The organism is Legionella antarctica (assembly GCF_011764505.1).
Classification (GTDB): Bacteria; Pseudomonadota; Gammaproteobacteria; order Legionellales; family Legionellaceae; genus Legionella; species Legionella antarctica.
The window spans coordinates 1,228,053-1,250,259 of sequence record NZ_AP022839.1 but is presented as its reverse complement, the minus strand read 5'-3'; the positions used below and the strand labels follow the sequence as shown (position 1 = coordinate 1,250,259).

Genomic DNA, 22,207 nt, shown 5'->3' with positions numbered 1-22,207 from the left:
TAGCACAGAGATGATTTCGGGCTTCATTTATTAATAATCAACTTTTATGCCAAATGCTCTAAAGCCTCTTTAATATCATTCGATTGAAATTTAAATCCAGCTTCTAGAAGACGTTTTGGCACAACTCTTTGACCGCTGTTGATTAAATATTCACCCATCTCACCAAATAATAATCGCATTACAAAAGCAGGAGTTTTCAGCAATAACGGTCTATGGAGAGATTGTGCGAATGCTTTTGCGAAGTCCTTTTGCATACAGGGATTTGGTGAAGTAATGTTCACTGGACCGGTAAGGTGTGGATGAGCTAATAAAAATCGGTATGCATTTACCAGATCTCTACTATCTACCCAAGACAAAATTTGGCGGCCATCACCAATAACACTTCCTAATCCACATATATAACTGGGATACAATTTACCTAAAAACCCTTTTCCTTTCTTTAAAACCACTCCAAAACGGGTTGTGGTCACAGCCAGCCCAGCATCTTCAGCATCTTTTAAGGCTTGCTGCCATCGAATACCCACTTCACTTAAAAAATCTTTTGGATGAGAAAAGTCAATGTCTGTATCTTCATCAAATACAGTTGGATCACCATTGTTCTGTAGTCCATAAATTCCTACTGCATTAGCACAATAAATATGTGGTTTAGCATTTTGTTTCATTATCCACTGGACCTGTCATGGGTCACGATTACTAGCCCACCCTCTGGCCACTCAAAGTAGCCCACTTAGGGTAAATTTTTTTAACTCACTTGTCATCTACTAAATTAAATTTCGGTATAAATTTTTTCCTGTATGACTCCCCATCAAGAACAATTCGATAAGCTTTATTTACGATACGATCTAATGCTGCGTTTGCCATAACCGGATCATAAAATAGCTCCATCCATCCTTCTATTTTACGGTTAGTAGTTATAATTAGCATAGAGTTTACATGGATAGCTGCTATTAAATCATACAGATCAGTGGACTGTTCTGGCGATAATGCTTTCAGCCCGAAGTCATCTAAAATAAGCACATCGTATCGTGAGTAACGTTTAAAAAGCGCAGTCCATGTTTCATCCGCTCTTGCTTGGTGGAACTGATTTAACAGTTCATTCGCTCTTATAAAGCAGACTTTTTTATGTCGTTGACATGCCATTAGACCCAGGGCTTGAGCCAGGTGAGTCTTTCCGGTGCCAACAGGTCCCATGATGATGACATGGTTTTTTTCTTTGATAAACTTCCCTGTCATCAGGGTGCGGATGGCTTGTGTGACTTGTGTTGAATATCGAGCCAGTTCAAAATTTTCAAAACACTGAGGCTCCTCAAATCGAGCTTGCCTTACACGCCCAGCAAGCAATTTTTGTTGACGAGCCTCATCCTCATCCTGAAACAACATTGAGAGCAACTCTTCATAAGAGAGGGACGCTGCGCGAGCCTGTTCTACTCTTGCTAGCAGTGTGTCTGGGATCCCTGTCAAACGTAGTTTTTTTGCAAGCTCTAACATATTGATATCACTCATAATGAGCCTCCATCGTTGAGCTGTAATCACTTGCTGCGCGAATATAGGCAAAGTTCTCATGATTGGCCGAGCGCTTAGTGGAGAATGTTCTCGTGTCTTTTTTATCCAGGCCTTCCGTGAGGATTTTTTTCAATGATTGATGAGTATAATTATCAAATAAAATCGCGCGTAAACATGCATTTTCAAGGCGCTCATTACCGTATTCCTCAACCAAGCGGATGATAGCCTGGGCTTTTCTTAAGCTCGTTCTAGAGCCTTCAGCCAGTACCTTTGTGACCATTTCCTCCGTTGCCTGACCAATTGCTTTGGCCGCTTCAATACAAACGCCAGCAGTATTTTCTAAGTAATACTTTGCAGAATTATGGTAGTCATTGGGATCCGTTTCCCACTGTCCACGCCCGTAGTTACGAATATGGGTCTTAATCAAAGCATGATTCACATAGGCCTGAACGGTCTTCAAGCCAACTCTAATTTTAACCTTTGTCCCGATATGTATCGTTGGCACAGAATAAAAATTACCAGCAACAACAAAATGATGGTCACGATGAACTTGAGCATCCATCCAAATGGGCATATCAAAAGCGCCTGCTGGCAGTGGGTTTAATAAATTAAATTCTTCATTTTTAAATACGTCAATTGGCTTTTCACCAGTGGTACTGCAGATGACGTGCGATACCTTATTAGCGCACCAATCACGTGCAAAGGCGTTCATCGAGGCCAAATCATCATAGGTTATCCCCGCGATAACCTGTTCTTTTACCAATTGAACACTACGCTCAACCTTCCCCTTGTGCTCGGGCGTTCGAGCCTTCGCCGGATCGGCTATAAAGTCATAAAAGCGAGATAACTCTGCATAGGTTTCATTGACCGTTGGATCATAAATATGTGCTTTAATAATTCCCGATTTCAAATTGTCTAAAAGAATGCAGTTGGGCACGCCTCCAAAAAAATGAAAGGCATTGATATGGCTTTGCGCCCATGATTGCTGATTTTGAGAATGTACAAACTCAACATATCGATACCGACTATGTGATAACGTCATAATAAAAGCGTATGTTTTTTTATTATTGATAAACCCAACAAACGCATAGTCAACTTGTGCTTCATGCCCAGGCTTTGTTAACAAATGTACCGTAGCCTTAGGCAACGAGGGGAAATGACGTTCAATATAACGACTAAGACTTCTTCGACTGCTAACAAGACCATTATCGCTTAAAATTCGGTGTATCTGCATATGGGTAATCCACTTCTCAGTGAGGAGTGATGCTATTTTTTCGTGATGCGCCTCAAGTTCTTTTTCTGATTTATTGGGTCTGTTGTTGGCTGTAGTATTAACGATTTTATTATGTATCTGCAAAGCGATAACTTCGAGCTCATCATTGGAAATATCCTCCTGATAACCCAAATCCTTGGCCATTGAAACGTACTTGCGTATGCTCATTCGTGAAACGCTTAGAGACTTTTCAATATTGCGTTGAGTCATCCCTTTTTTGTGCTGATATAGCACCTCTCTAATTTCTGCCATTGTTTTAATCCTCATCTCATAACAAATCCGTTAGTTATTGGTAATGACCAAACTAACACTGTTTATTTGCTACTCAAAGTGGGACTCAGAGATGGCCATGGAGTGGGCCATTAATCGTGGCCAAACCCGACCTTTAGTGGGCTAGTAATCGTGGCCCATGACACTCTAGATTGCGACTCATAATTCTCTGATTAATAGGATTGTGAAGGAGATAAAGACACCTCGGAAAGAGGCTCATTTCTCTCCGGTAATCCAGACTCTGATTTCATATTAAACAACTCTTCCAGGCTTCTCGTCAAATACTCCACCTCTGCTTTACTTGGAGAAGTGAACGGTATGATTCGTGTTTCGCTGGTTAATTTTATCCCTATCTTCTGTTGTAGCCTGGTCTTCAACTCTTGATTTATATCAGGATGATGCATGATCCTATTTAATTCTTTTGCCAATTCATTTTTATAATCCCCATTAAAACCTGCCAAGTGCTCTTTCATTTCACGAGCCCTATCAATCATCGCGGCCGTATCGGATTTAAATAGAATTGATATTTGAGCAAATAAATTAGAAAGTCTTACTAAAAACCCATCATGGATATGGATAAATTGATCTAAAACACGGGTTGATTCTTTGATAACATTAATATGCCAGACTGTATCGTTTAAAAATTCAGCAACGCCTCTATATTGCCGCAAAGCATCTCTGGCTGCAGTATTTGCTTTAACTAATAAAACCAGATTAGCAGTGGATTCTTGAGCTATCAATTGCTCTACCTCAAGATTTTCATTAGATAATTGATGATTTAATATGGCTATTTCTCTATCTGTAACAGAATACTCCTGATTCAAGGTTGATATACAAGCTCTTGCTAAATCTTTTATTCTGACCTTACATTCACTATCTAAGGTAGGTATTTTAGTAATAACCGTATCCTGCAGTTTTTGGGGTGTGAAAACTCGATAAACCTGGGTGATTATTGCGGTCGCCCGACTGATACTGTAGAGCATCTGCTTCGATAGATTAGGGCTATTTAATTGTTCAATTTTTGTTATTAATTGTAATTTTTCAGAGCCATTACAGTTATCCATAAGAAGTTTAAATGATTCATAATTAGAATTTAGTAAATCTGAACAATATTGCCTCCCTCTGATTTTTTTATCATTTTCTTTAAATGCATTGAAGAGTGACTGAATTTTTTCTATTTTAACCCTTATTTCTTCTTTTTTATTTCTTTTTAAGAGTAAACGATTAATGCTTTCTATGACCTTATTCATTCTCTCTTCTAACATAATGATTTCTTTATCCCCTGAATTTGAACTTTTTATAATATCCAGAAACTCATCATTAAAATAATCTTGTACTGTTATTTTTTCAGGTATGGAACTATGATCTTTTGGAGACTCTACTTCGACCATCTGCAGCAAGGGAGTAAGTTTTTGTTTTGTTTGATCAGCATACTCAAGGTCAGATGAACTCTTCCTTTCTCCAATGCTTTGAATAGGTTGTAGAGACTCTTCCAAAATCTTATCTAACTGCCTCACCTTTTCTTCGGTCATTCGCAGCAAAATAGTTACCTCATCCTTCATTTTATTTAAATCCATCACTGCCTTAACTGCCATCTCCTGCCACCAAGTAAGTTGGCTTAATGACAAATTAACAATATTTAATAAAACATAAAGATCAAAACACAAGAATTTCGCCAGTTTTTTATCTGCAAGATGTTCAGAATTCAGCATTAATAATTTCTTGGTTTTTATAATTAAATCATTGCCTTTCTGTGAGGGATTGGAGCGTGGATTATCATAGATCTCTTCGAGAATAATCTTTAAATCATTTAGCAAAATCCTTTCGGTGATTCCAGTAACAGGTATTTGATCCAGCGCCTCTTCAATTTGAAGCTTGCAATGCAGTAAAACCCCATAAGAACGTTCTTCATATTTATTGAAAGCTATATATTGGTTTGAGAGATTATCAGAGAGATCAGATTTAATAGTATCCAGGTATTTCACTGAATGAACATAATCACCAATAAGAAGGGCAGATTTTATGATGCTTTGTTCATCATCAGATTTTTTTCCGCGCCATTGTCCGAAACGTTCTATTTTTGTAAGCATAGACCCTCTTATATACTGATTAGCTTTTTAATGGGCATTAAAGCCAATCAATTTAACCTCATGATTTAATATACATTAAGTTAAATTTTTTTTAACTTTTTATTATTTCTAGTCATTATATTTAATAATATAGAAATGAAAACTCCCATTTCTTTAGATCTTATTTTTTTCTGCGCGGGAAAGGTGACAAACTTCATCACTTAGAATTAACTGGCCGATATACTGTTACATAGAAACAAGGTCCAAAAAAGTACAAACTTTCACGATATCCTATAAAATTACAAGGATTTATTGATATCATTTCGGGTATCAGTCAGCAGAGAGATCATACATAAAATAGATCTAATTGATTTTTTGTGATGATTTGTTGCACCTGATCACTGTTGTTAAGAGTAAATTGATCTCTATTCACATTGTTAACACCAATCATTGATGGCATTTCAATAAACTGCCATAAAACGGAAGGGATTTTTTCCAAATAAATTTCTTGTAAAAACTGTTGTATGTCTGTTGTATCCTCAATAGCCTCCTCCCCTTTATCGCTGCTATACCCTTGAGGTTGCTCTGGCGTAACCAGGTCTGGCCCCATATCCTGCATTTCTGATACCCATGCTGTATTATGAGTAAAATCTATATAATTACTGTGCAGTGATGTTATCAAAGTTGTAGCAGCAACATTACTGGATAAAAATAAACCGTTGATGATTGATAATATGCGCAGACACTTCATGAATGGTTCCTTCATCTAAAAAGAAGTATATTTTTGCACCATATGAGAAATTAATCAACCACTTTGTTTTTTATTGGAATAATATGAGTATAAATATCATTTGAAACCATAATAAAGGCCTCTAGAAGGTGAGAAATGGTAAAAGCGGAAACTGAATGTGTTGCTTCTCTTAATTTGTTCTCGATTAGGTATAGGATGGATTCCCGGTTTCTGTATATACGCTTCATGTGAACCAGTAAAAATATGCAATAGATTGTGTGTGATGGACTCAATCTATTACGTTGCTTAATAAAGGGGGGGGTAAGCTAGCCTCTAATTGAGTTAAACCTTCTTCACTGTTCAATAACGCATCAATCGCCGAGAGCTGAGTTCTTTGAGAGTTATCAAGTCTTTCTGGGTGTCTTGCAAACAAAGATAGGCTAATTAAGGATTTTTGATTGACGGACATATTATATTTTACTAATCGAAAAGCATCCAGCAACTGCCTTTTTGCAAATGGATAGTCACCTATCAAATCATAAGGGGTTTTTCCTCCCTCATTTTTTTGAAATAAATCTGCCCCGTTGTTCAGCAATAATCGGGCAGTGTCGATGTTTCCAACTTTGCAGGCGAAATGAAGCGGAGTCCACCCCTTACCATTTTTTGGTGAAGCATTAACATTTGTAATTCCCTCATCAATTTTATTTATTAATAACTCTTTTTTATTATCCCTGGCAGCCACACATAATTGATTTGCTTCTTGAGACTGCTGGTTAGAAAAATTGTCTCTGGATATAATCCGTACACCTGAATCTTGATACATATCATCTTGAAAGTGGGTCAAGTCTAACAGTCTGCAATTTTTTTCACGATAAGATACATCCGTTCCTTCCTGTCCAGACTGGGGTCTTACCCAATTGTCCTGTAGAAATATCTGACCCGAAACTGAGTCCATGGCAACCAGGCTAAAGCCTGTCTCACTTAAAGTACCTGCTGATTGTTTTACTTGATAATGATCCAGGATTAAATTTATATTTGAAAAATAATTTCTTAAAAAATCACCAGATTTAATCGATTCCTCATGATCTTTCCATCCACCTATAAGATGAACGGTGCAGTCTTTGAGTTTTAAATTTTCACTAAGAAACTCGGTTACAAACTTGTTTATTTCAGAATGACAGGTATTATCATCCCAGTGCAGAATGGCACTTTGCTCTGAATGAAAGATTAATACTGCGTAACAATTGCGAACACTTTCGGTTGCAAGTATTGGATGTAAATTGTCGGGTTTAATAATCAAATACTCGTATCCTGTCAGAATCGCCGGGTAAGTGTCTGCCACTGAGTCCGGATTAATCCGAGCCGCGCGCGTCAGCAAGCGGAATTCTTTAAAAATATTCAAAATACCTATTGACACGGTTTTTCTGTAAAACTGATGTTTTTCCATATCAAACGTAAGTCATGCAATATGCATGCCCTAAGATCCCCAAGATCACAATGTAGCCCCTTTCACTAATAAAACATCTCCCTCCTGAGGTCAGATTTTTTCTTAGCCCTTAGTGGCGTTAAAACTCGAAAAATGCGTTCAAAAAAAGTCATGTTGTGATTGCCGTATCAGCATTAGTAACGCAGTGGTAGATGATGAAACGCCAAGAAATCAAACAAGTTTTAGATGAGTTAACAAAAGATATCGATAGTCTTGCCGACAAAAAGGCCGTGACTATCATTAAGGTATTGGTTAATTTGGTCGAAATGCTTGCCGAAGAAAATGCTTTGCTCAGAGAGGAAAACCAAGTATTACGTGATGAGATAAACCGCCTTAAGGGTGAACAGGGCAAACCTAATATTCGCGGTCAATCCAAAGGTAGCAATGGCGATAATACAGGCAATTCCAATCATTCATCTGAAGGAGATCGCAATAAACGTGGTAAAGGGAACAATAAAAACACAGGCAAAGACAAAAAAAACGTACGTATTGATAGACGTGTTACGATTGCTCTGGACAAAGCAACGCTGCCAGATGACGCCAAGTTCAAGGGTTTTGAGATTCGAATCATCCAGGATCTAAAAATCATCACGGATAATGTTGAATTCAAGCTGGAAACGTATTACTCACCATCTTTGAAAAAAACCTTTATTGCGCCGATTCCTGGCGAATATAAGGGCAGTGAATTTGGTCCTGGGGTTAAAGCGCTGGTCATCACATTATACCGTGATGCAGGGATGACGGAGAGCGCCATTGAGCGCTTTTTAAAAACATGTGGTATTCAAATATCACATGGTAAAATTGCTTCCATGCTGACAGAAGGCAATGATATTTTTCATCAGGAAAAAGAAGATATTGTCGATGCCGGTAGCAACGCAGGCTTGTACCAGCAGATGGATGACACAGGCAGTCGTGTTAACGGCAAAAATCACTACACCCATGTTTTATGTAATGACTTTTTTACAGCATACTTCACTCGTCGTAAAAAAGATCGCTTGACCTTATTGGAGTTGCTGTGTCGAGACCAATTAAAGTTTATGTTTAATCAGGAGGCTTATGAGTTAATGGATGAGTTTGGTCTCGCAAAAAAATGGTTGGATCAAATTAAACCAATGCTGCATGCACAACCCCTCACACGTGAATCAATCGATAGTTTGATGGGAACACTTTTTCCAAATCCAAAAAAACACAGCACGAATCGACGCATAATTCTTGAGTCAGCAGCTCTTGCCTATTATCAGCACTCGAAATACTTCATCCATTATTTAATGACAGATGATGCGCCTCAGTTTAATAAATTGGCCCTACATCATGCGCTGTGCTGGATCCATGAAGGTCGTCATTATAAAAAACTCACTCCATTCTCAGATATGAATCAGAATATATTGGCTGTATTTCTTGAGCAATTATGGGATTTCTACCATGCATTATTGACTTACAAGACGGCTCCATCTCAATCAATGGCCCAACAACTATCAATGCAATTTGATACTTTGTTCGCAACCACGACAGGCTATGATGTTTTAGATCAACGCATTGCAAAGACACGTGCTAAAAAACAAGCGTTATTATTGGTGTTAGACCATCCATTTCTGCCATTGCACAACAATGCCTCTGAATTAGGGACACGGTTTCAAGCAAGGATACGCGACATCAATCTCCAAACGGTCTCCCAAAATGGCACCAAATCAAAGGATACGTTTGCCACGATTGTACAGACGGCCAGAAAACTGAAAGTTAACGTTTATCAGTATATTTACGATAGGGTGACTAAAAAATTTGAAATGCCATCATTGGCTGAATTAATCTTACTTAAAGTGCGGCAGGTTCCATGCACCACATAAGCATCTCGAGATAATTCCGCTTGCTGACGCGCGCGGCTCGGATTAGTCCGGGCTCAGTGGCAGACACTTACCCGGCGATTCTGACAGGATACAAATACTCTTTCTGAAGAACCAGGTTGAGTTTGTTTGAAGCACCCATCCCGTTCTGTCTTGCATCAATTTTTTCTCTAGCCATGCTTATTTATCTCGCCAACTTAAATGGAAATAAAATTATACATTATGTATATTAATAAATTAAGAAATATTTTAAGTGTAATTAATGTTCATCAAGGCATGAAATAGATACTTTGAAACAGAAGTAACGGTATTTGTTCTGTATTCAATAAAGACTGGAGTAAAAAAAGAGCGCTTAAACAAGAAACCTACTTTTTTTCTTTATATTTATTAGAATAATACTCTCCCAGAGTTTTAGCCTTAATTAGATCGTCGGGCCTCATTGTTTTCTCCAGTTCATTTAAATTGACAGCTGCCTTATCAAATCCATTGTTAACCGCAGTACTAAACCAGGCATAAGCCTCTATTGGGTTTGTGGTCACCCCAATGCCATCCCTATAATAAACACCTAATTGATTTTGCCCCTTACTATAACCTTGTTCAGCAGACTTCTGTATCCATGATACGGATTGCTCCAGATTCTTGCCTACCCCGTCTCCATAGAAATACATATCCCCTAAATTGAATTGAGCATTAATATTACCTAAATCGGCACTTTTTTGATACCAGTAAGCTGCTTTTGAAAGATCGCTTTTACCCAATTTTCCAGAGTCATATAAATAACCCAATTCTAATTGGGCTTTGTCATGTCCTTGCTCTGCTGCTTTTTCAAAGTATTGTGCTGCCTTGGTGACATCCACCGGCGTCCCTTGACCTTGTTCATACATCAAACCAAGATTAAATTGGGCACTGGGATTTCCTAAATTGGCACTCTTGGAATACCATTGGATGGCTGCAGAGTGATCTTTTTTAACCCCAATGCCATTATCGTAGTTATAACCTATAGCTAAGGCCGCATTCGAATTCTCTTGAGCAGCTGCTTTTTTATACCAGATTAAAGCAGTATCACTATTTTGAGGAACAGATGTTCCCGTATCATACATATAACCCAAACCATACTCACCCTCAGGGTTGTTTTAATATAGGCGCGGTTTTCTGGACACAAAAAAAGGTTTTTTAAGAGCTATTCTTCTTAATACAAAGAGGAGAATAAAATGTCTAAAAAGCGAGCTTATTATACGGCGGCCAAGAAGGCAAAAATAACGCTAGCTGCGATTGAGGGGAAACTCACACAAGCGCAAATTACCAGTGAATACGGTGTTCACGCAACGCAGGTAAAAACTTGGAAGCAATCGGCCATCAAAGCCATTAACGATTTATTCTCTGGGGCTAATGAAAAAGAAGCCAAGTCCCAAGAGCAGCTTGTTGAGGCATTATATCAAGAAATTGGTCGACTTCAAGCGCAGCTATCTTGGCTAAAAAAAAAGCATGAACTTTAGTCTGGATGAAAAGCGCGTCATGATTGATCCTCTTGCCGAGCTCACCATTCGTGAACAATGCTTGCTATTAGACTTGCCTGTTTCAAGTTATTATTATAGTGCCAAGCCCATTTCTGTCGAAGATGAAGCGCTTATGGCGCTACTTGATGAGCACTATCTGCAGTATCCATGTGAAGGTAAAATTAAGCGGGCAAGATGGCTGTCAAAAGAAGTAGGCTATCCTGTTGGTAAACGTCGAGTAAAAAAGTTGATGGAAATGATGGGGTTATCGACTGTTTACCCAAAGCCAAATACAAGCGTTCCCAATAAGGAGCATGAGGTGTTCCCTTATTTATTAAAAGAGGTGGATATCACCAAACCAAATCAGGTTTGGGCCGCAGATATCACCTACATCCGCATGAAAGGAAAGCATGTGTATTTAGTAGCTATTATGGACTGGTATAGTCGTTATGTGATTGGATGGGCTATTTCACCTACTATGGAGGCTGAATTTTGTATTGAGGCGCTTAGAAACGCTTTGCTGCATTCGCGTTGTGAGATCTTTAACACGGATCAGGGTTCTCAATTTACCTCAAAAGATTGGATAAATACGCTAAAATCTCACCACATTTCTATCAGCATGGATGGGCGAGGACGTTATTTAGATAATATATTTATCGAGCGATTGTGGCGTAGTGTTAAGCAAGAAAAAATCTACCGGTATGATTTTGATACAATTGAAGAGGTTGAGCTGGCCTTAACGGAGTATTTTGAGTATTATAATAACCGAAGGCTTCACCAGTCCTTTAATTATTTAACGCCCGCAGAGGTGTATTATGGCCGGAAAAGACCATAAACCCTAAATGAGAGCGTCATGACTTACCCACAAGGCCCACAGGCCTATACGAGAAAGTGAAGCTCTCCTGACCTGTGGACTTGTGGATAAGTCATTCTGATAGAGTTGTGGTAAAATGACCTAAGACAATTCGTAGTAGCAATCACTATTCATACGGTATTGAGTAGGTTTAAATAGGTTAATTTGAGTGAATTTTTAACTATAAATGATGGATGAATAGCTCTTATTTTTCCTTAATTTTGTTCCAGACATGCGGACCCATATCACTTTGTTATTGCCTTTAAATTTATATCGAATATTTGAACTAAAAAAGTCAGAAAATGATTTTTCTCGTCTCAATGCTGTGGACTTAGAAACTTCAAACTAATTTATTATTCTGTATAAATAGCTAAACATTAAGCTACAGTTTTTTTATATTAGAGTCCAGCTAATAAATAATTTATTTTTTGACATAAACAAACCGAATTAGAAATCGGCTGTTTTATTCGGTCTGCTTATCAGGTGAGTTGTCATTTCAGTACGGTATCAAAAATAAAGTTGAAGTGACAACACCCTTAAAAATTTATTAAACCAGTACTTAATCAATACTTGAATTTTTTTATTCCCCCGGATTAAATCAAGAAACATAAAGGTGGGAGTTAGGAACACCATGAACAATTGGAGACTGGTACCGGGCTTATTTTTTATAATTTTTTCAACCTTCGTTCAGGCTAAACTCTATACACTAGCGTGTCCTAAACAAATAAACAGAACAGAACATATCAATAATTCTCAAGATAATTGGGAAACCCTTCCCGATATTCCCAATAATTTTTTAAATGGTGTTTCTTTCTATTCAGGACATCCTAAAAAAGGAGTCAGCTTGAGACCAAATTCGATTAAAAAAAATATGGCCAAGTGGACATTTTCAGGCAAGGAGACTATTTATATAGTTTGTGAGTACAATCAGACAGGCATCAAGCTAGCTCAACCTCTAGCGAAGAAAACGTCACAGTGTACGGTAGATTATAATCCTTATTTAAAAACTAATGACGGATTTTTACCCGAAAAAATACAATGTACCAATTAAAAGATTGGGCTTTTTTAATAGTCCTGATAAAATCCGAACATGAATATTAATAGATCATTCCATGCAGTTCTTTCTGAACAACTTTTGCGATGCAGACGTCCTGGCCTCCAGAAGAACTTTACTTACTACCCCATAAGGATTGCCCATGCATAACCAGCAATTATCCGATAACCTCATGCGTCACTTATCTTTCCTCGAGCAAGATAAAAACAATCTAACTTTACTATTAGAGGTTAGTGATCTCTATATGGAATTAGATGATTTGCAATTAGCACAACGTTACCTGGATAAGGCACGGATTATTAACCCTGAAGCCTGTCTGGGACACCAAGGTTTACTTTATTTAAATCAGGGTCAATTATCGCAAGCCAAGGACTGTTTTCTTGCATCCTTAAATCATTTTGATACCCCTGCCCTGCGCTACAATGAAAACGCCTTGGAAATTTTAGCTCCTATCCTAGAGGGAGAACATTATCCAGAAGCAGAGCTTTTAATGGCACGTATTCTTCATCGGCAAGACTCTATGGATGATGCTATAGGTTTGGTCGAAAATATACTAGAGCAGAATCCAGACGATGCTGAGGCATTGGGCTTTCTTTCTCTGTTATATTTCGATCTTAATGAGGATGTAGTTGCAAAGGAAACCAGTATTTCTGCTTTGAAAATAAATCCTGACAATTATGATGCAAAATTAGTAAATATGCTGGTTCGTCTGATAACTCATGAAACCACTGTAGACGAAATCGAAGCACTATTACAAATTAATCCTCAAGACTCTCGTCTTTGGTTTGCTTTAGGCAACACTTATATGACCCAAGGTGATTTAGACTCAGCAGAAAACACGCTTCAAAAAGCTGTAGAAATTTACCCTGAATTTTATGACTGTCATATTGCTTTAGCCTGGTGCCAACTTCTAAATGATCGGATTGCTAAAGCTCATGAAACCTATCAGGATGCGGTAGAGCTGGTTGATGAATTAGCCGATGGTTGGGGGGGATTAGCTCTGGTATATGCTTTGAATGAAGACTTTGTAAAAACAGAACAATTGATTAACAAAGCCAATAATTTAAATCCTGATTGTTTTCTGACCCAAATAGCTGAAACCATTTATTTTAATTATAAAAATCCGCAAAAAGCCAAGGAGCATTTAGTTGACACATTAAAAAACAGCACCATTCCTATTAGTGAAAAATTAGCTGCATCCATTGAGGAACTTCAAGATAAACAACCAGTGCATTAGATTAATTTAGGGACTTACGAAAAACGCATCAAAACCGAAGCATTTTTTAGTTCATTGATGAGAGGATTTTATGCAAATCATTTTCTACTTTGTAATTTCTTTCGAACATTTTAGTATGCAATTTTTTTCAGGTTAACCCAGACATTTTTAGTGCAGGGAATGTGATACCTTGACTACCTTGCTTGGAAACTGGCATTTATTAATGCCAGTTAACTGTTTCACCTCACGATGTAATTGCTCGGAAAAACCGTCGTAGTCCAATTTCCAGCTGCGCAAGCCTGTCTCAACAAGATTAGCGAGGAGTTATACTGACTGGTATATACCAGTCATTTGCGAGCTTGGACGATATATAGGCTCAGGTATTGATGCTACTTGCGGCAATATCTCAACCCTGGCTTCTACTGGAGTTCTACTGCCAATGTCTCCAAGCCTGGGTCAGGGCGAAGTGCGTTGCCTTTATTTACTTCGTTACAGTCAAGAAGCTAAGACTTATCTTTATTTAAAAATCACTTTCTTCAATAACCCGGCAATAAGTTTCCTTAACCAGAGTTAAAGTGAGTAACGATAAAATAAGGGAAACGGGTAAGAGCAGTAGAGACCAATGATATCCCTGCACTGAAAACTGATGCATTCCATTAGTTGTGGCTCCATCCCAAGTCCAATCGAGAATGGCACCAACCAGAGGTTCAAACAATGCTTCAAATACGGAATTAAAGGTATTCATAATACCAAGAACTGTAGCAACCAGGGCTATAGGAAATAATTCACGAATCATGGCAAAACTGGTAAAAAATCCGCTAGCGCCAAATCCAAAGCAAAACAAAAGGAACATTAAAGAAGACAAAATTTGACCGGGGATGTAGAGTACTATTAGTAAGCATAACAAAGCGGAAAACGTCCCAATGAACAATACAGGCTTTCTCCTTCTGATATAATCAGAAAACCACCCCCAAAAAGGTGCTCCTGCAGCAAATCCTATAAAAATACATGATATTGCAAGCGCTGCATTGGTTCGAGAAAGTTGATAGGCCTTTTCCAAAAACGGTACCCCCCATAATCCTCCAAATACAGAAACGGGCGCAAAAGCCAGCCCACTGTATAAAGACAGTGCCCATGCTTGCTTATTGCTTACAATACGGTGTAATAGACGGCTTATTTTTTCCTTGTTTTGAATTTTATGCAACGGTTTGATTGGTTTATCTCTTAACACCAAAAAATAGATAACACCAAGAACAACCCCCATAGCACTAACAATTTCGAGCGCCATTCTCCAGCCAAGATTTTGCACTAAATGAGCTAATGGCATTTGGCCACCGACAGCACCGAGCATTGCAGCGGTCATAAACATTCCAGAAACCAAAGCAAAACGTTTTGGAGAAAACCAAACTGCAGCCAGTTTAAAACAGGATACAGCAGCAAACGCAGCTCCTGCCCCCATAAGGGCTCTGCTAAAACAAGCCAGCCAAAATGTATCAGTTTGTGAAAAAATAAACGTACTGATACTGCAAAGAAAAATAGCCCCCGTTGTAAGTAGGCGGGGACTGAATCTGTCAAGCATCACCCCAACAGGGATCTGCATGATTAAATAAGCATAGAAATAAAAAGCCGATAGGTTACCAAGACCCGCACCATGGACCTGAAAAGCTTGCATTAAATCATCAGTCATTACACTTGGAGAAACCTGAATTAAATATTTATAAAAAAAGAAACTTGCGGCAATTGTCCAAATGATCCAGGGATAAGCTTTTGCTAGCCATTGATGTTTGCTTTTAAATGTATTCACTATAACTCCTAAATATTGTTATAGACTTGTGCAATTGTTTTGCTAATCACATCAACCTTAAATTAGCCACCGATGTTTAGACATACTGCTTTTTTCCTCTCTGAACGAGGAAGTCACTCATTTCCATCACGCGCAAAGGATTTAAGCCCCTGGTTATGATAATTAATTCAGTATCATCCGTTTGCTTTTACGCTTAGAGGCGGGACAGATAAATTTAAAGAGTAAGCCGACTCAGAGCTGAGGAAAGGCTCAAGTGACGCACCACCATAAGGATAAGCGAGATTAAGAAAAATGGATTACCAAAAATAAAATGTCGGTTTAAAATCATTTTTCAATTATCTTAATAAATTCAGGATACATGCTAACTTTTTAGGCAATATTTTGTCAAGAAACTATTGCGTAAGCAAGTAACTTTTTCAGATTTCAATGGTGCAGGATTTTTTTTAACAACTGATATTATTAATTTACTGAAATTAATTACTTCTGATTAAGCAAAGAACAGCTTAAAAGTTATTATAGAAAAAAGAGCCCTCTTTACGGTAAGAGGGCTTTCGTTAAACTGGCATCTACATTACAGAGCTAGTCTGCATTTGTTCAAATGCAAGATCTTCATCACTGTTTTCTTCATCATCATGATCATGAAAACATTCAGTCAGAGCAGTTGCTCCCTTAGCTATTGCACTACCAACTGTAGCAGCTGATCGAGTCACTAAATATGCCGTTGTGGCAAGAAAAGAAAGCACAATGGTCAGAGCGCTAAGAGCGGCTAATAAAGGAGCTGCTAAAGCAATTATGCCACTAACTACACCAACAGTAAGTGCCTCATCACGTGCTCCATTCTTACCTAACGCAGCTGCAAAGCCTGCTGCCAAAAAACTGGTAACACAAACAGATGCTGCAAGAGCACTTGCCACACCTAACAGTCCAGTTGCAATCGCAAAACCAGCGGGGGCAACTACTGGAGCCGCCAAGGTTTCGTCAAAGTCGCTTATGCTATTATAAGGAGTAAAAAAACCAGGTCTGTTTTTAAGATACGCTACATTGCTATCTCGCATCTCGTTCACTAGCTCATTTTCCAAAAGATTGTTTACATTAGGCATACCATCTCCACTTTGTTTAAGTTTTAAGCATTTTATATAAATCTTACAATTATGTCAACTTATTTTGATTAATATGCAAAAAACTGTGGAAATAAACCACATGACTGTAACTAGAAATCAACTCCAGAGAAATTCAATGAGATAAGATAGAATAAGCGACTGACTAATTTATATACAATTTGAATGCTATACTTGTAATATATGTACCAGAAAGGAGATTCATCATGTCACGTGACAAAAATGAAGAACCTCCACTTCTTTCCCAAGAAGAATGTGATGATTTAATTTCTTCCCACAGTGTGAATGCCATGCACGCTTATAGGTTGAGTAATAAAGATGCATACAACGAAGAGATTAGCTCCCTGGCAAAAGCCTGTCATACTCTGATAACTCTTCACCTATACGATCCTCAAAGAATGATTACTCAAATGGAAACAGCAATGTGTAATGCCCGTAAAGACGAGTTGGGAGAGTTAGATAGCAAAATCATGCATTTGTTTAACCTCAGAAAACAAGCACGTGCGGACACTTTTTTCGGGGAACAACAAATCATAAATCTAACCACTCAGATAGCCATAATAGAGGGGTATAAGTCTATGCCTGTTAAAGAGATAATTCAAAAAATAATCTATGAATCTTTTGAACAAGCTATAAACGTCCATGGCACTGAAATGCCTGTGGACTTTAATTTGACCCATTACGAGTTTCATCCAACAGAATCATCCCCCTCAATCGATGAGGGTCAGCAAAAGTATGTTTTCTAGATTAGTTTAAACTACTCCCAGCCAGAATAAATAACCCTATTCTTTTTAAAATGTTTCAGGAGGTGCTGGAGAGGACATAAATTATGCTCACGAATGATCTTTAGTCACGCAACACAGTGATTTTGCATCCCAACCACCACCTAATGCTTTTATTAGACCTACTTCGGAGGACATAAGAAGTCCAGCTACATCATTAGCTGTTTTCTGAGCGGAGTATGCAGTAATCTGCGCTGTGATTACACTGGCATAATCTACTGTTCCGGCCTTATATTGATTGATAACCAATTTTAGAGCCAAGCCGGCACTTGCTGCAGCTTTTTTTTGCACTACGAGTTGTTCTCTAAGAATACGCAAAGCGATCAAATTATCCTCGACATCCTGGAATGCAGTAAGCACTGCTTGTCGATAGGCGGCAACCTGAGCATAATATGCTGCTTTTGCAGCTCTGACTTTTGCTGCCCGGAAACCTGCATCAAATAATGTTTCTGCCACTTGCAATCCAGCAGACCAACCAATTGATGGTGTACGAATGAGCTGATGAAAACTGTTACCTGCAACGCTTGCAGCTCCGGTTAAGGTCAATGTAGGGAAATAGGCTGCAACTGCCACCCCAATGAGAGCACTTGTTTGTTGAACCAGTCGCTCAGCTTGTGCAATATCAGGTCGTCTCTCCAACCAGACGCTTGGAACTTCCACAGGAATTAGGGGTAATTTGGTAGCTAAAGGCATAAAATTTAGAGATAAAAAAGCAGGTGGCCGCCCCATTAGTACCGCGATGGCATGTTCGTATTGACCACGCAATATTCCATTATTCAGTGCTTGCCCCTGTGCAGATTCCAGTTGAGCCTGAGCTTGTACTATGTCAGCTCTTGATACTATCCCGGATGCATATTGATTGCGTGTCAGCTGCAATGTTTTTTTATACGCATCAACCGTTTCATCTAATAATTGTTGATCTGTATCCAGGGTACGCAATTCAAAATAAATTTGCGCCAACGAACCCTGAGCGGACAAGCGAGTAGATGCAAGTAATGCAGCATTTGATTGAGCACTTGCTACATCTGCTTCTATAGTACGTCTAACTAATCCCCAAATATCGGGCTCCCAGGATGCAGTCAGTACAGAGGAATAGGTAGTTGTCGCTGGAGAAAAATCCGTTGCACTGGATGCTGCCGTTCCGGTAGTAGTCGTTCCACCTGAAGTACTAATAAACGTCGTGACTCCTGCGCCCTGTTTTTGACGGAACATGCTAAAGGCGCTTTCTAATAAAGGAAATAAATTGGAACGTGCCTGCTCAACAATCGCAAGCGACTGGCGATAATTAGCTTCAGCATTAACAATATTCTGATTGAATTTATTAAGCTGCATTTCCAGATCATTTAATAAGGGGTCATTAAATATTTTCCACCAATCACCTCGCTCACAATAATCTCGCGGCTGTATTGGTTTCCAGTTCTTATCTTTTAGATCGGGGGACACCTTTAACTGGCTTTGCCCTTTCACTTCTTTAAATTTTAGCGGTACTAACACCGGAGGACGTTTATAATTAGGCCCAACCATACAAGATGAGAGGAATGATAGGGTGAATAACGCCAGAATTAATCTACTTTTTAAAGAGGCACTTATCTCTCTGGTGTTAGTGTCCATATGCACCTCTTTGCGGTTTATTTTTTTTCCAGAAATGATGAAAACGAATAGCCGTGTTTTCCATAGTCAAATAGATAACTGGGGTAGTATAGAGAGTCAGTAATTGGCTGACGATCAATCCTCCAACAATCGCAATACCTAGCGGACGACGTAATTCAGAGCCTAGTCCAAAACCAATGATTAAAGGCAACGCGCCAAACAAAGCAGCCATCGTTGTCATTAAAATAGGTCGAAAACGCAACAGTGCAGCTTCATAAATAGCATCTCTTGATGATTTATTTTCAGTCCGCTCTGCGTTCAATGCGAAATCAATCATCATTATGGCATTCTTCTTAACTATACCAATGAGGAGAATTATCCCGATCAAGGCAATAAGACTGAGATCAGTGCGGCATATCAGTAAGGCTAATAATGCCCCCAATCCGGCTGATGGCAATGTAGATAAAATGGTTATAGGATGAATCAGACTTTCATATAGAATACCAAGCACAATATAGACCGCCAATAATGAAGCTGCAATCAAGTATGCTTCGTTGGCAAGGGATTGTTGAAAGGCCTGTGCTGTACCTTGAAATGAACCACTGATGGTAGGGGGTAATTTCATCCCTTTTACAACCCTGTCAACTTTATTGACTATATCCCCAAGTGCATTACCGGGAATTAAATTAAATGATAAGGTTGCTGATGGTGCCTGACTTTGATGGTTAACTGACAACAATGTTGAGGAGGGAGCAAAACTGGCAAATGCAGAAAGCGGTACCTCATCACCAGATGATGATAAGACATAGATATCATTTAATATTTCTGGATATTGCCAATATTTTGGAGCTACTTCCATGACCACGCGATATTGGTTCATATGCATGTATAGAATGGACACCTGGCTTTGCCCAAAGGCACTGTATAAGACCTTATCTATCTTTTGGGGGGTGATCCCAAAGCGTGAAGCTGTATCATGATCTACGTTCACATAAACCTGCAATCCATGGCTAAGCTGATCACTATTCAGATCGGCTATACCATTAATTTTTGAAAGTTGTTCCATAATTCGTGGTGCCCAATAATTAAGTTCCTGTAAATTGCTGTCCGACAGAGTATATTGAAATTGAGCATTATTTTGTCGGCCCCCTATAGTAAGATCCTGAGGAACCTGCATATAAACCCTTGCACCCTGCACAATTGCTAATTGGCTACGTAATCGATTAAGTACTGTCCCTGTAGACACTCTCCGTTCCTTTAGTGGTTTTAGCATGATATATATTGACCCGGTATTGGACGTATTTCCTCCCCCCCCTATGTATGCTGCAACATTAAGAACGGCAGGATCTTTTTTTACCAATTCAAGAACTTGAATCATCTTTTTTTTCAAGGCCTGAAAGGAGATATTTTGATCCGCTTGCAAGGAAGCTACAATTCTCTCTGTATCTTGCTGGGGGAAAAATCCTTTAGGTGTCACTATAAATAAATAACCAGTTAATATGATGGTCCCAAGGGTAAGAACCAACATGGCTGATGGATGCAATAATGTCCATTTTAACGTACTTGCATAACGTTGACGGATACGTTCAATAAAACGCATAAACAAGTGACTTTTTTCATCGCCTACTTTATGCAAAACTCTTGAGCACAACATAGGTATCAAGGTTAATGAAACCACTAAAGATACTAATATTGCCACTGAGAGCACTACTACAAATTCGTGAAACAAACGCCCGACAATCCCACCCATTAATAAAATTGGGATAAAAACAGCAATCAATGAAAGACTCATCGATATAACAGTAAATCCAATTTCTTTGGTGCCATCAAGTGCCGCTTGCATGGGTTTTTTGCCCATTGCCAGATGGCGAGATACATTTTCAAGAACAACAACGGCATCATCGACCACAAAACCCGTAGAAATGGTTAATGCCATTAATGATAAATTATCCAGGCTATAACCCATTAACTGCATTACGACAAAACTACCCAATAATGACAAAGGCACTGCAGTACCCGAAATGATCATACTGCGGAAACTACCCAAAAACAGATAAGTAACCAGGATCACCAACACCATTGAAATTAAAAGGGTGAGCTCAACATCATGTAAAGATGTTCGAATTGTGGCGGTACGATCCAGCAACGTGGCCAGCTCCATGTCGCTTGGAATAGTCGCTTTAAGTTGTGGCAGCAGTTCCCTTACCCTATCGACTGTCTTAATCACATTCGCCCCGGTCTGTTTGTATATAACAAGGAGTACCGAGGGTTTCCCATTTGAAAACCCTGCATTACGCAGGTCAGCAACTGAGTTGACTACGTAACCAACATCAGAAATACGTACAGGACTGTTGTCTTGATATTTAATAATCAATGGAGCGTATTCTGCGGCTGTGAACATTTGATCATTGGTACGAATGGTTGAAATAGTGCCGTCCGCACTGGTTATTTGCCCTTTTGCCTGATTGGTATTTGCCTGTGCAATTACAGTCGCAACCTGATCCAATCCGATGCCATATTTATTAAGAGTTGTTGGATTAAGCTCTACACGAACAGCAGGTAACGAGCTGCCGCCAACATAAACCTGCCCCACTCCGGGCGTACGCAAAATTTTCTGCTGTAAAATTGTAGATGCCACATCGTACATTTCTCCTGTTGAACTCTTATCTGATGTAAGAGCAAGAATCATAATAGGCGCATCAGCAGGATTTATTTTACGATAAGTAGGATTATTAACCAGATTTGGAGGCAACTGGCTAAGCGATGCATTAATTGCTGCCTGCACATCTCGAGCAGCACCATCAATATTTCGTGATAAATCAAATTGGACTACAATAGTCATTTGCCCCATCATGCTTGTTGAGGTGATTTGAGTAATGCCGGCTATTCGCCCTATTTGGCGTTCAAGAGGTGTTGCAACTGAAGTGGCCATAACAACAGGACTTGCACCAGGTAATTGGGCTTGTACTATAATCGTGGGGAAATCAATTTGCGGTAAGGGAGCAACTGGTAATAAATTGAATGCGAGGATGCCAGCCAGGGCAAGCCCTACTGCCAATAAAGTAGTTCCAATGGGCCGTTGGATGAACAATAACGATAAATTCACATTTTTGCCCCTGACA

Annotated in this window: 17 protein-coding genes; 6 read left to right on the top strand and 11 right to left on the bottom strand. The window is 38.9% G+C overall.

The genetic code is table 11. From position 1 onward, the window contains the following. Window positions 1–44: 44 nt before the first annotated feature. From HRS36_RS05990 to HRS36_RS05965, 6 genes are all read right to left on the bottom strand, one after another. A complete protein-coding gene (locus HRS36_RS05990) occupies window positions 45–662 on the bottom strand; it encodes a DUF1731 domain-containing protein (protein WP_173236597.1) in 618 nt (205 codons plus the stop codon). An 85-nt stretch (window positions 663–747) separates the two neighbouring features. Continuing rightward, complete coding sequence (gene istB, locus HRS36_RS05985; protein WP_173235440.1) at window positions 748–1,503, bottom strand: IS21-like element helper ATPase IstB; 756 nt, start codon at window positions 1,501–1,503, stop codon at window positions 748–750. Further along, window positions 1,496–3,043, bottom strand: coding sequence for an IS21 family transposase (istA, locus tag HRS36_RS05980; RefSeq protein ID WP_173235442.1), 1,548 nt, complete (start codon window positions 3,041–3,043; stop codon window positions 1,496–1,498). Before istA ends, istB begins: the two co-directional genes overlap by 8 nt. A gap of 176 nt (window positions 3,044–3,219) precedes the next feature. After that, window positions 3,220–5,136 (bottom strand): hypothetical protein, encoded by a 1,917-nt coding sequence (locus tag HRS36_RS05975; RefSeq protein ID WP_173236596.1) that lies wholly within the window; start codon window positions 5,134–5,136, stop codon window positions 3,220–3,222. Window positions 5,137–5,461: 325 nt separating this feature from the next. Further along, window positions 5,462–5,866: a glycoside hydrolase family 18 protein gene (locus HRS36_RS05970; protein ID WP_173236595.1), complete on the bottom strand. Its 405-nt coding sequence runs from the start codon at window positions 5,864–5,866 to the stop codon at window positions 5,462–5,464. 268 nt (window positions 5,867–6,134) lie between these two features. After that, a complete protein-coding gene (locus tag HRS36_RS05965) occupies window positions 6,135–7,292 on the bottom strand; it encodes an ankyrin repeat domain-containing protein (protein WP_173236594.1) in 1,158 nt (385 codons plus the stop codon). Between the two features lie 191 nt (window positions 7,293–7,483). Between HRS36_RS05965 and HRS36_RS05960 the strand changes: the two genes are divergently transcribed. Then, complete coding sequence (locus HRS36_RS05960; RefSeq protein ID WP_173235423.1) at window positions 7,484–9,175, top strand: IS66 family transposase; 1,692 nt, start codon at window positions 7,484–7,486, stop codon at window positions 9,173–9,175. A gap of 362 nt (window positions 9,176–9,537) precedes the next feature. On the opposite strand, the gene HRS36_RS05955 is transcribed toward HRS36_RS05960, so the two are convergent. Further along, window positions 9,538–10,272: a tetratricopeptide repeat protein gene (locus tag HRS36_RS05955; protein ID WP_173238474.1), complete on the bottom strand. Its 735-nt coding sequence runs from the start codon at window positions 10,270–10,272 to the stop codon at window positions 9,538–9,540. Window positions 10,273–10,383: 111 nt separating this feature from the next. Between HRS36_RS05955 and HRS36_RS05950 the strand changes: the two genes are divergently transcribed. The 4 genes from HRS36_RS05950 to HRS36_RS05935 all read left to right on the top strand — a co-directional run bounded on the left by HRS36_RS05950 (window position 10,384) and on the right by HRS36_RS05935 (window position 13,812). Beyond that, entirely contained in the window at window positions 10,384–10,668 is a 285-nt protein-coding gene (locus HRS36_RS05950) for a transposase (RefSeq protein WP_173235475.1), read from the top strand. Continuing rightward, complete coding sequence (locus HRS36_RS05945) at window positions 10,658–11,503, top strand: IS3 family transposase (RefSeq protein ID WP_173235473.1); 846 nt, start codon at window positions 10,658–10,660, stop codon at window positions 11,501–11,503. The genes HRS36_RS05950 and HRS36_RS05945 overlap by 11 nt, the downstream gene beginning before the upstream one ends. Window positions 11,504–12,152: 649 nt before the next feature. Next, on the top strand, window positions 12,153–12,572 hold the full coding sequence (locus HRS36_RS05940) for an STY0301 family protein (protein WP_173236593.1): 420 nt from the start codon (window positions 12,153–12,155) through the stop codon (window positions 12,570–12,572). Between the two features lie 145 nt (window positions 12,573–12,717). Next, window positions 12,718–13,812 (top strand): tetratricopeptide repeat protein, encoded by a 1,095-nt coding sequence (locus HRS36_RS05935; RefSeq protein ID WP_173236592.1) that lies wholly within the window; start codon window positions 12,718–12,720, stop codon window positions 13,810–13,812. Between the two features lie 499 nt (window positions 13,813–14,311). Here the strand turns inward: HRS36_RS05935 and HRS36_RS05930 are convergent, their stop codons facing one another. Both HRS36_RS05930 and HRS36_RS05925 read right to left on the bottom strand, forming a co-directional pair. After that, on the bottom strand, window positions 14,312–15,595 hold the full coding sequence (locus HRS36_RS05930) for an MFS transporter (RefSeq protein WP_173236591.1): 1,284 nt from the start codon (window positions 15,593–15,595) through the stop codon (window positions 14,312–14,314). Between the two features lie 566 nt (window positions 15,596–16,161). Beyond that, window positions 16,162–16,695 (bottom strand): hypothetical protein, encoded by a 534-nt coding sequence (locus HRS36_RS05925; protein WP_173236590.1) that lies wholly within the window; start codon window positions 16,693–16,695, stop codon window positions 16,162–16,164. Window positions 16,696–16,919: 224 nt separating this feature from the next. On the opposite strand from HRS36_RS05925, the gene HRS36_RS05920 reads away from it, so the two are divergent. Beyond that, a complete protein-coding gene (locus tag HRS36_RS05920; RefSeq protein WP_173236589.1) occupies window positions 16,920–17,459 on the top strand; it encodes a hypothetical protein in 540 nt (179 codons plus the stop codon). An 87-nt stretch (window positions 17,460–17,546) separates the two neighbouring features. On the opposite strand, the gene HRS36_RS05915 is transcribed toward HRS36_RS05920, so the two are convergent. Both HRS36_RS05915 and HRS36_RS05910 read right to left on the bottom strand, forming a co-directional pair. After that, on the bottom strand, window positions 17,547–19,106 hold the full coding sequence (locus tag HRS36_RS05915) for an efflux transporter outer membrane subunit (protein WP_173236588.1): 1,560 nt from the start codon (window positions 19,104–19,106) through the stop codon (window positions 17,547–17,549). Further along, a complete protein-coding gene (locus HRS36_RS05910; protein WP_173236587.1) occupies window positions 19,096–22,191 on the bottom strand; it encodes an efflux RND transporter permease subunit in 3,096 nt (1,031 codons plus the stop codon). The genes HRS36_RS05915 and HRS36_RS05910 overlap by 11 nt, the downstream gene beginning before the upstream one ends. Window positions 22,192–22,207: the final 16 nt, after the last annotated feature.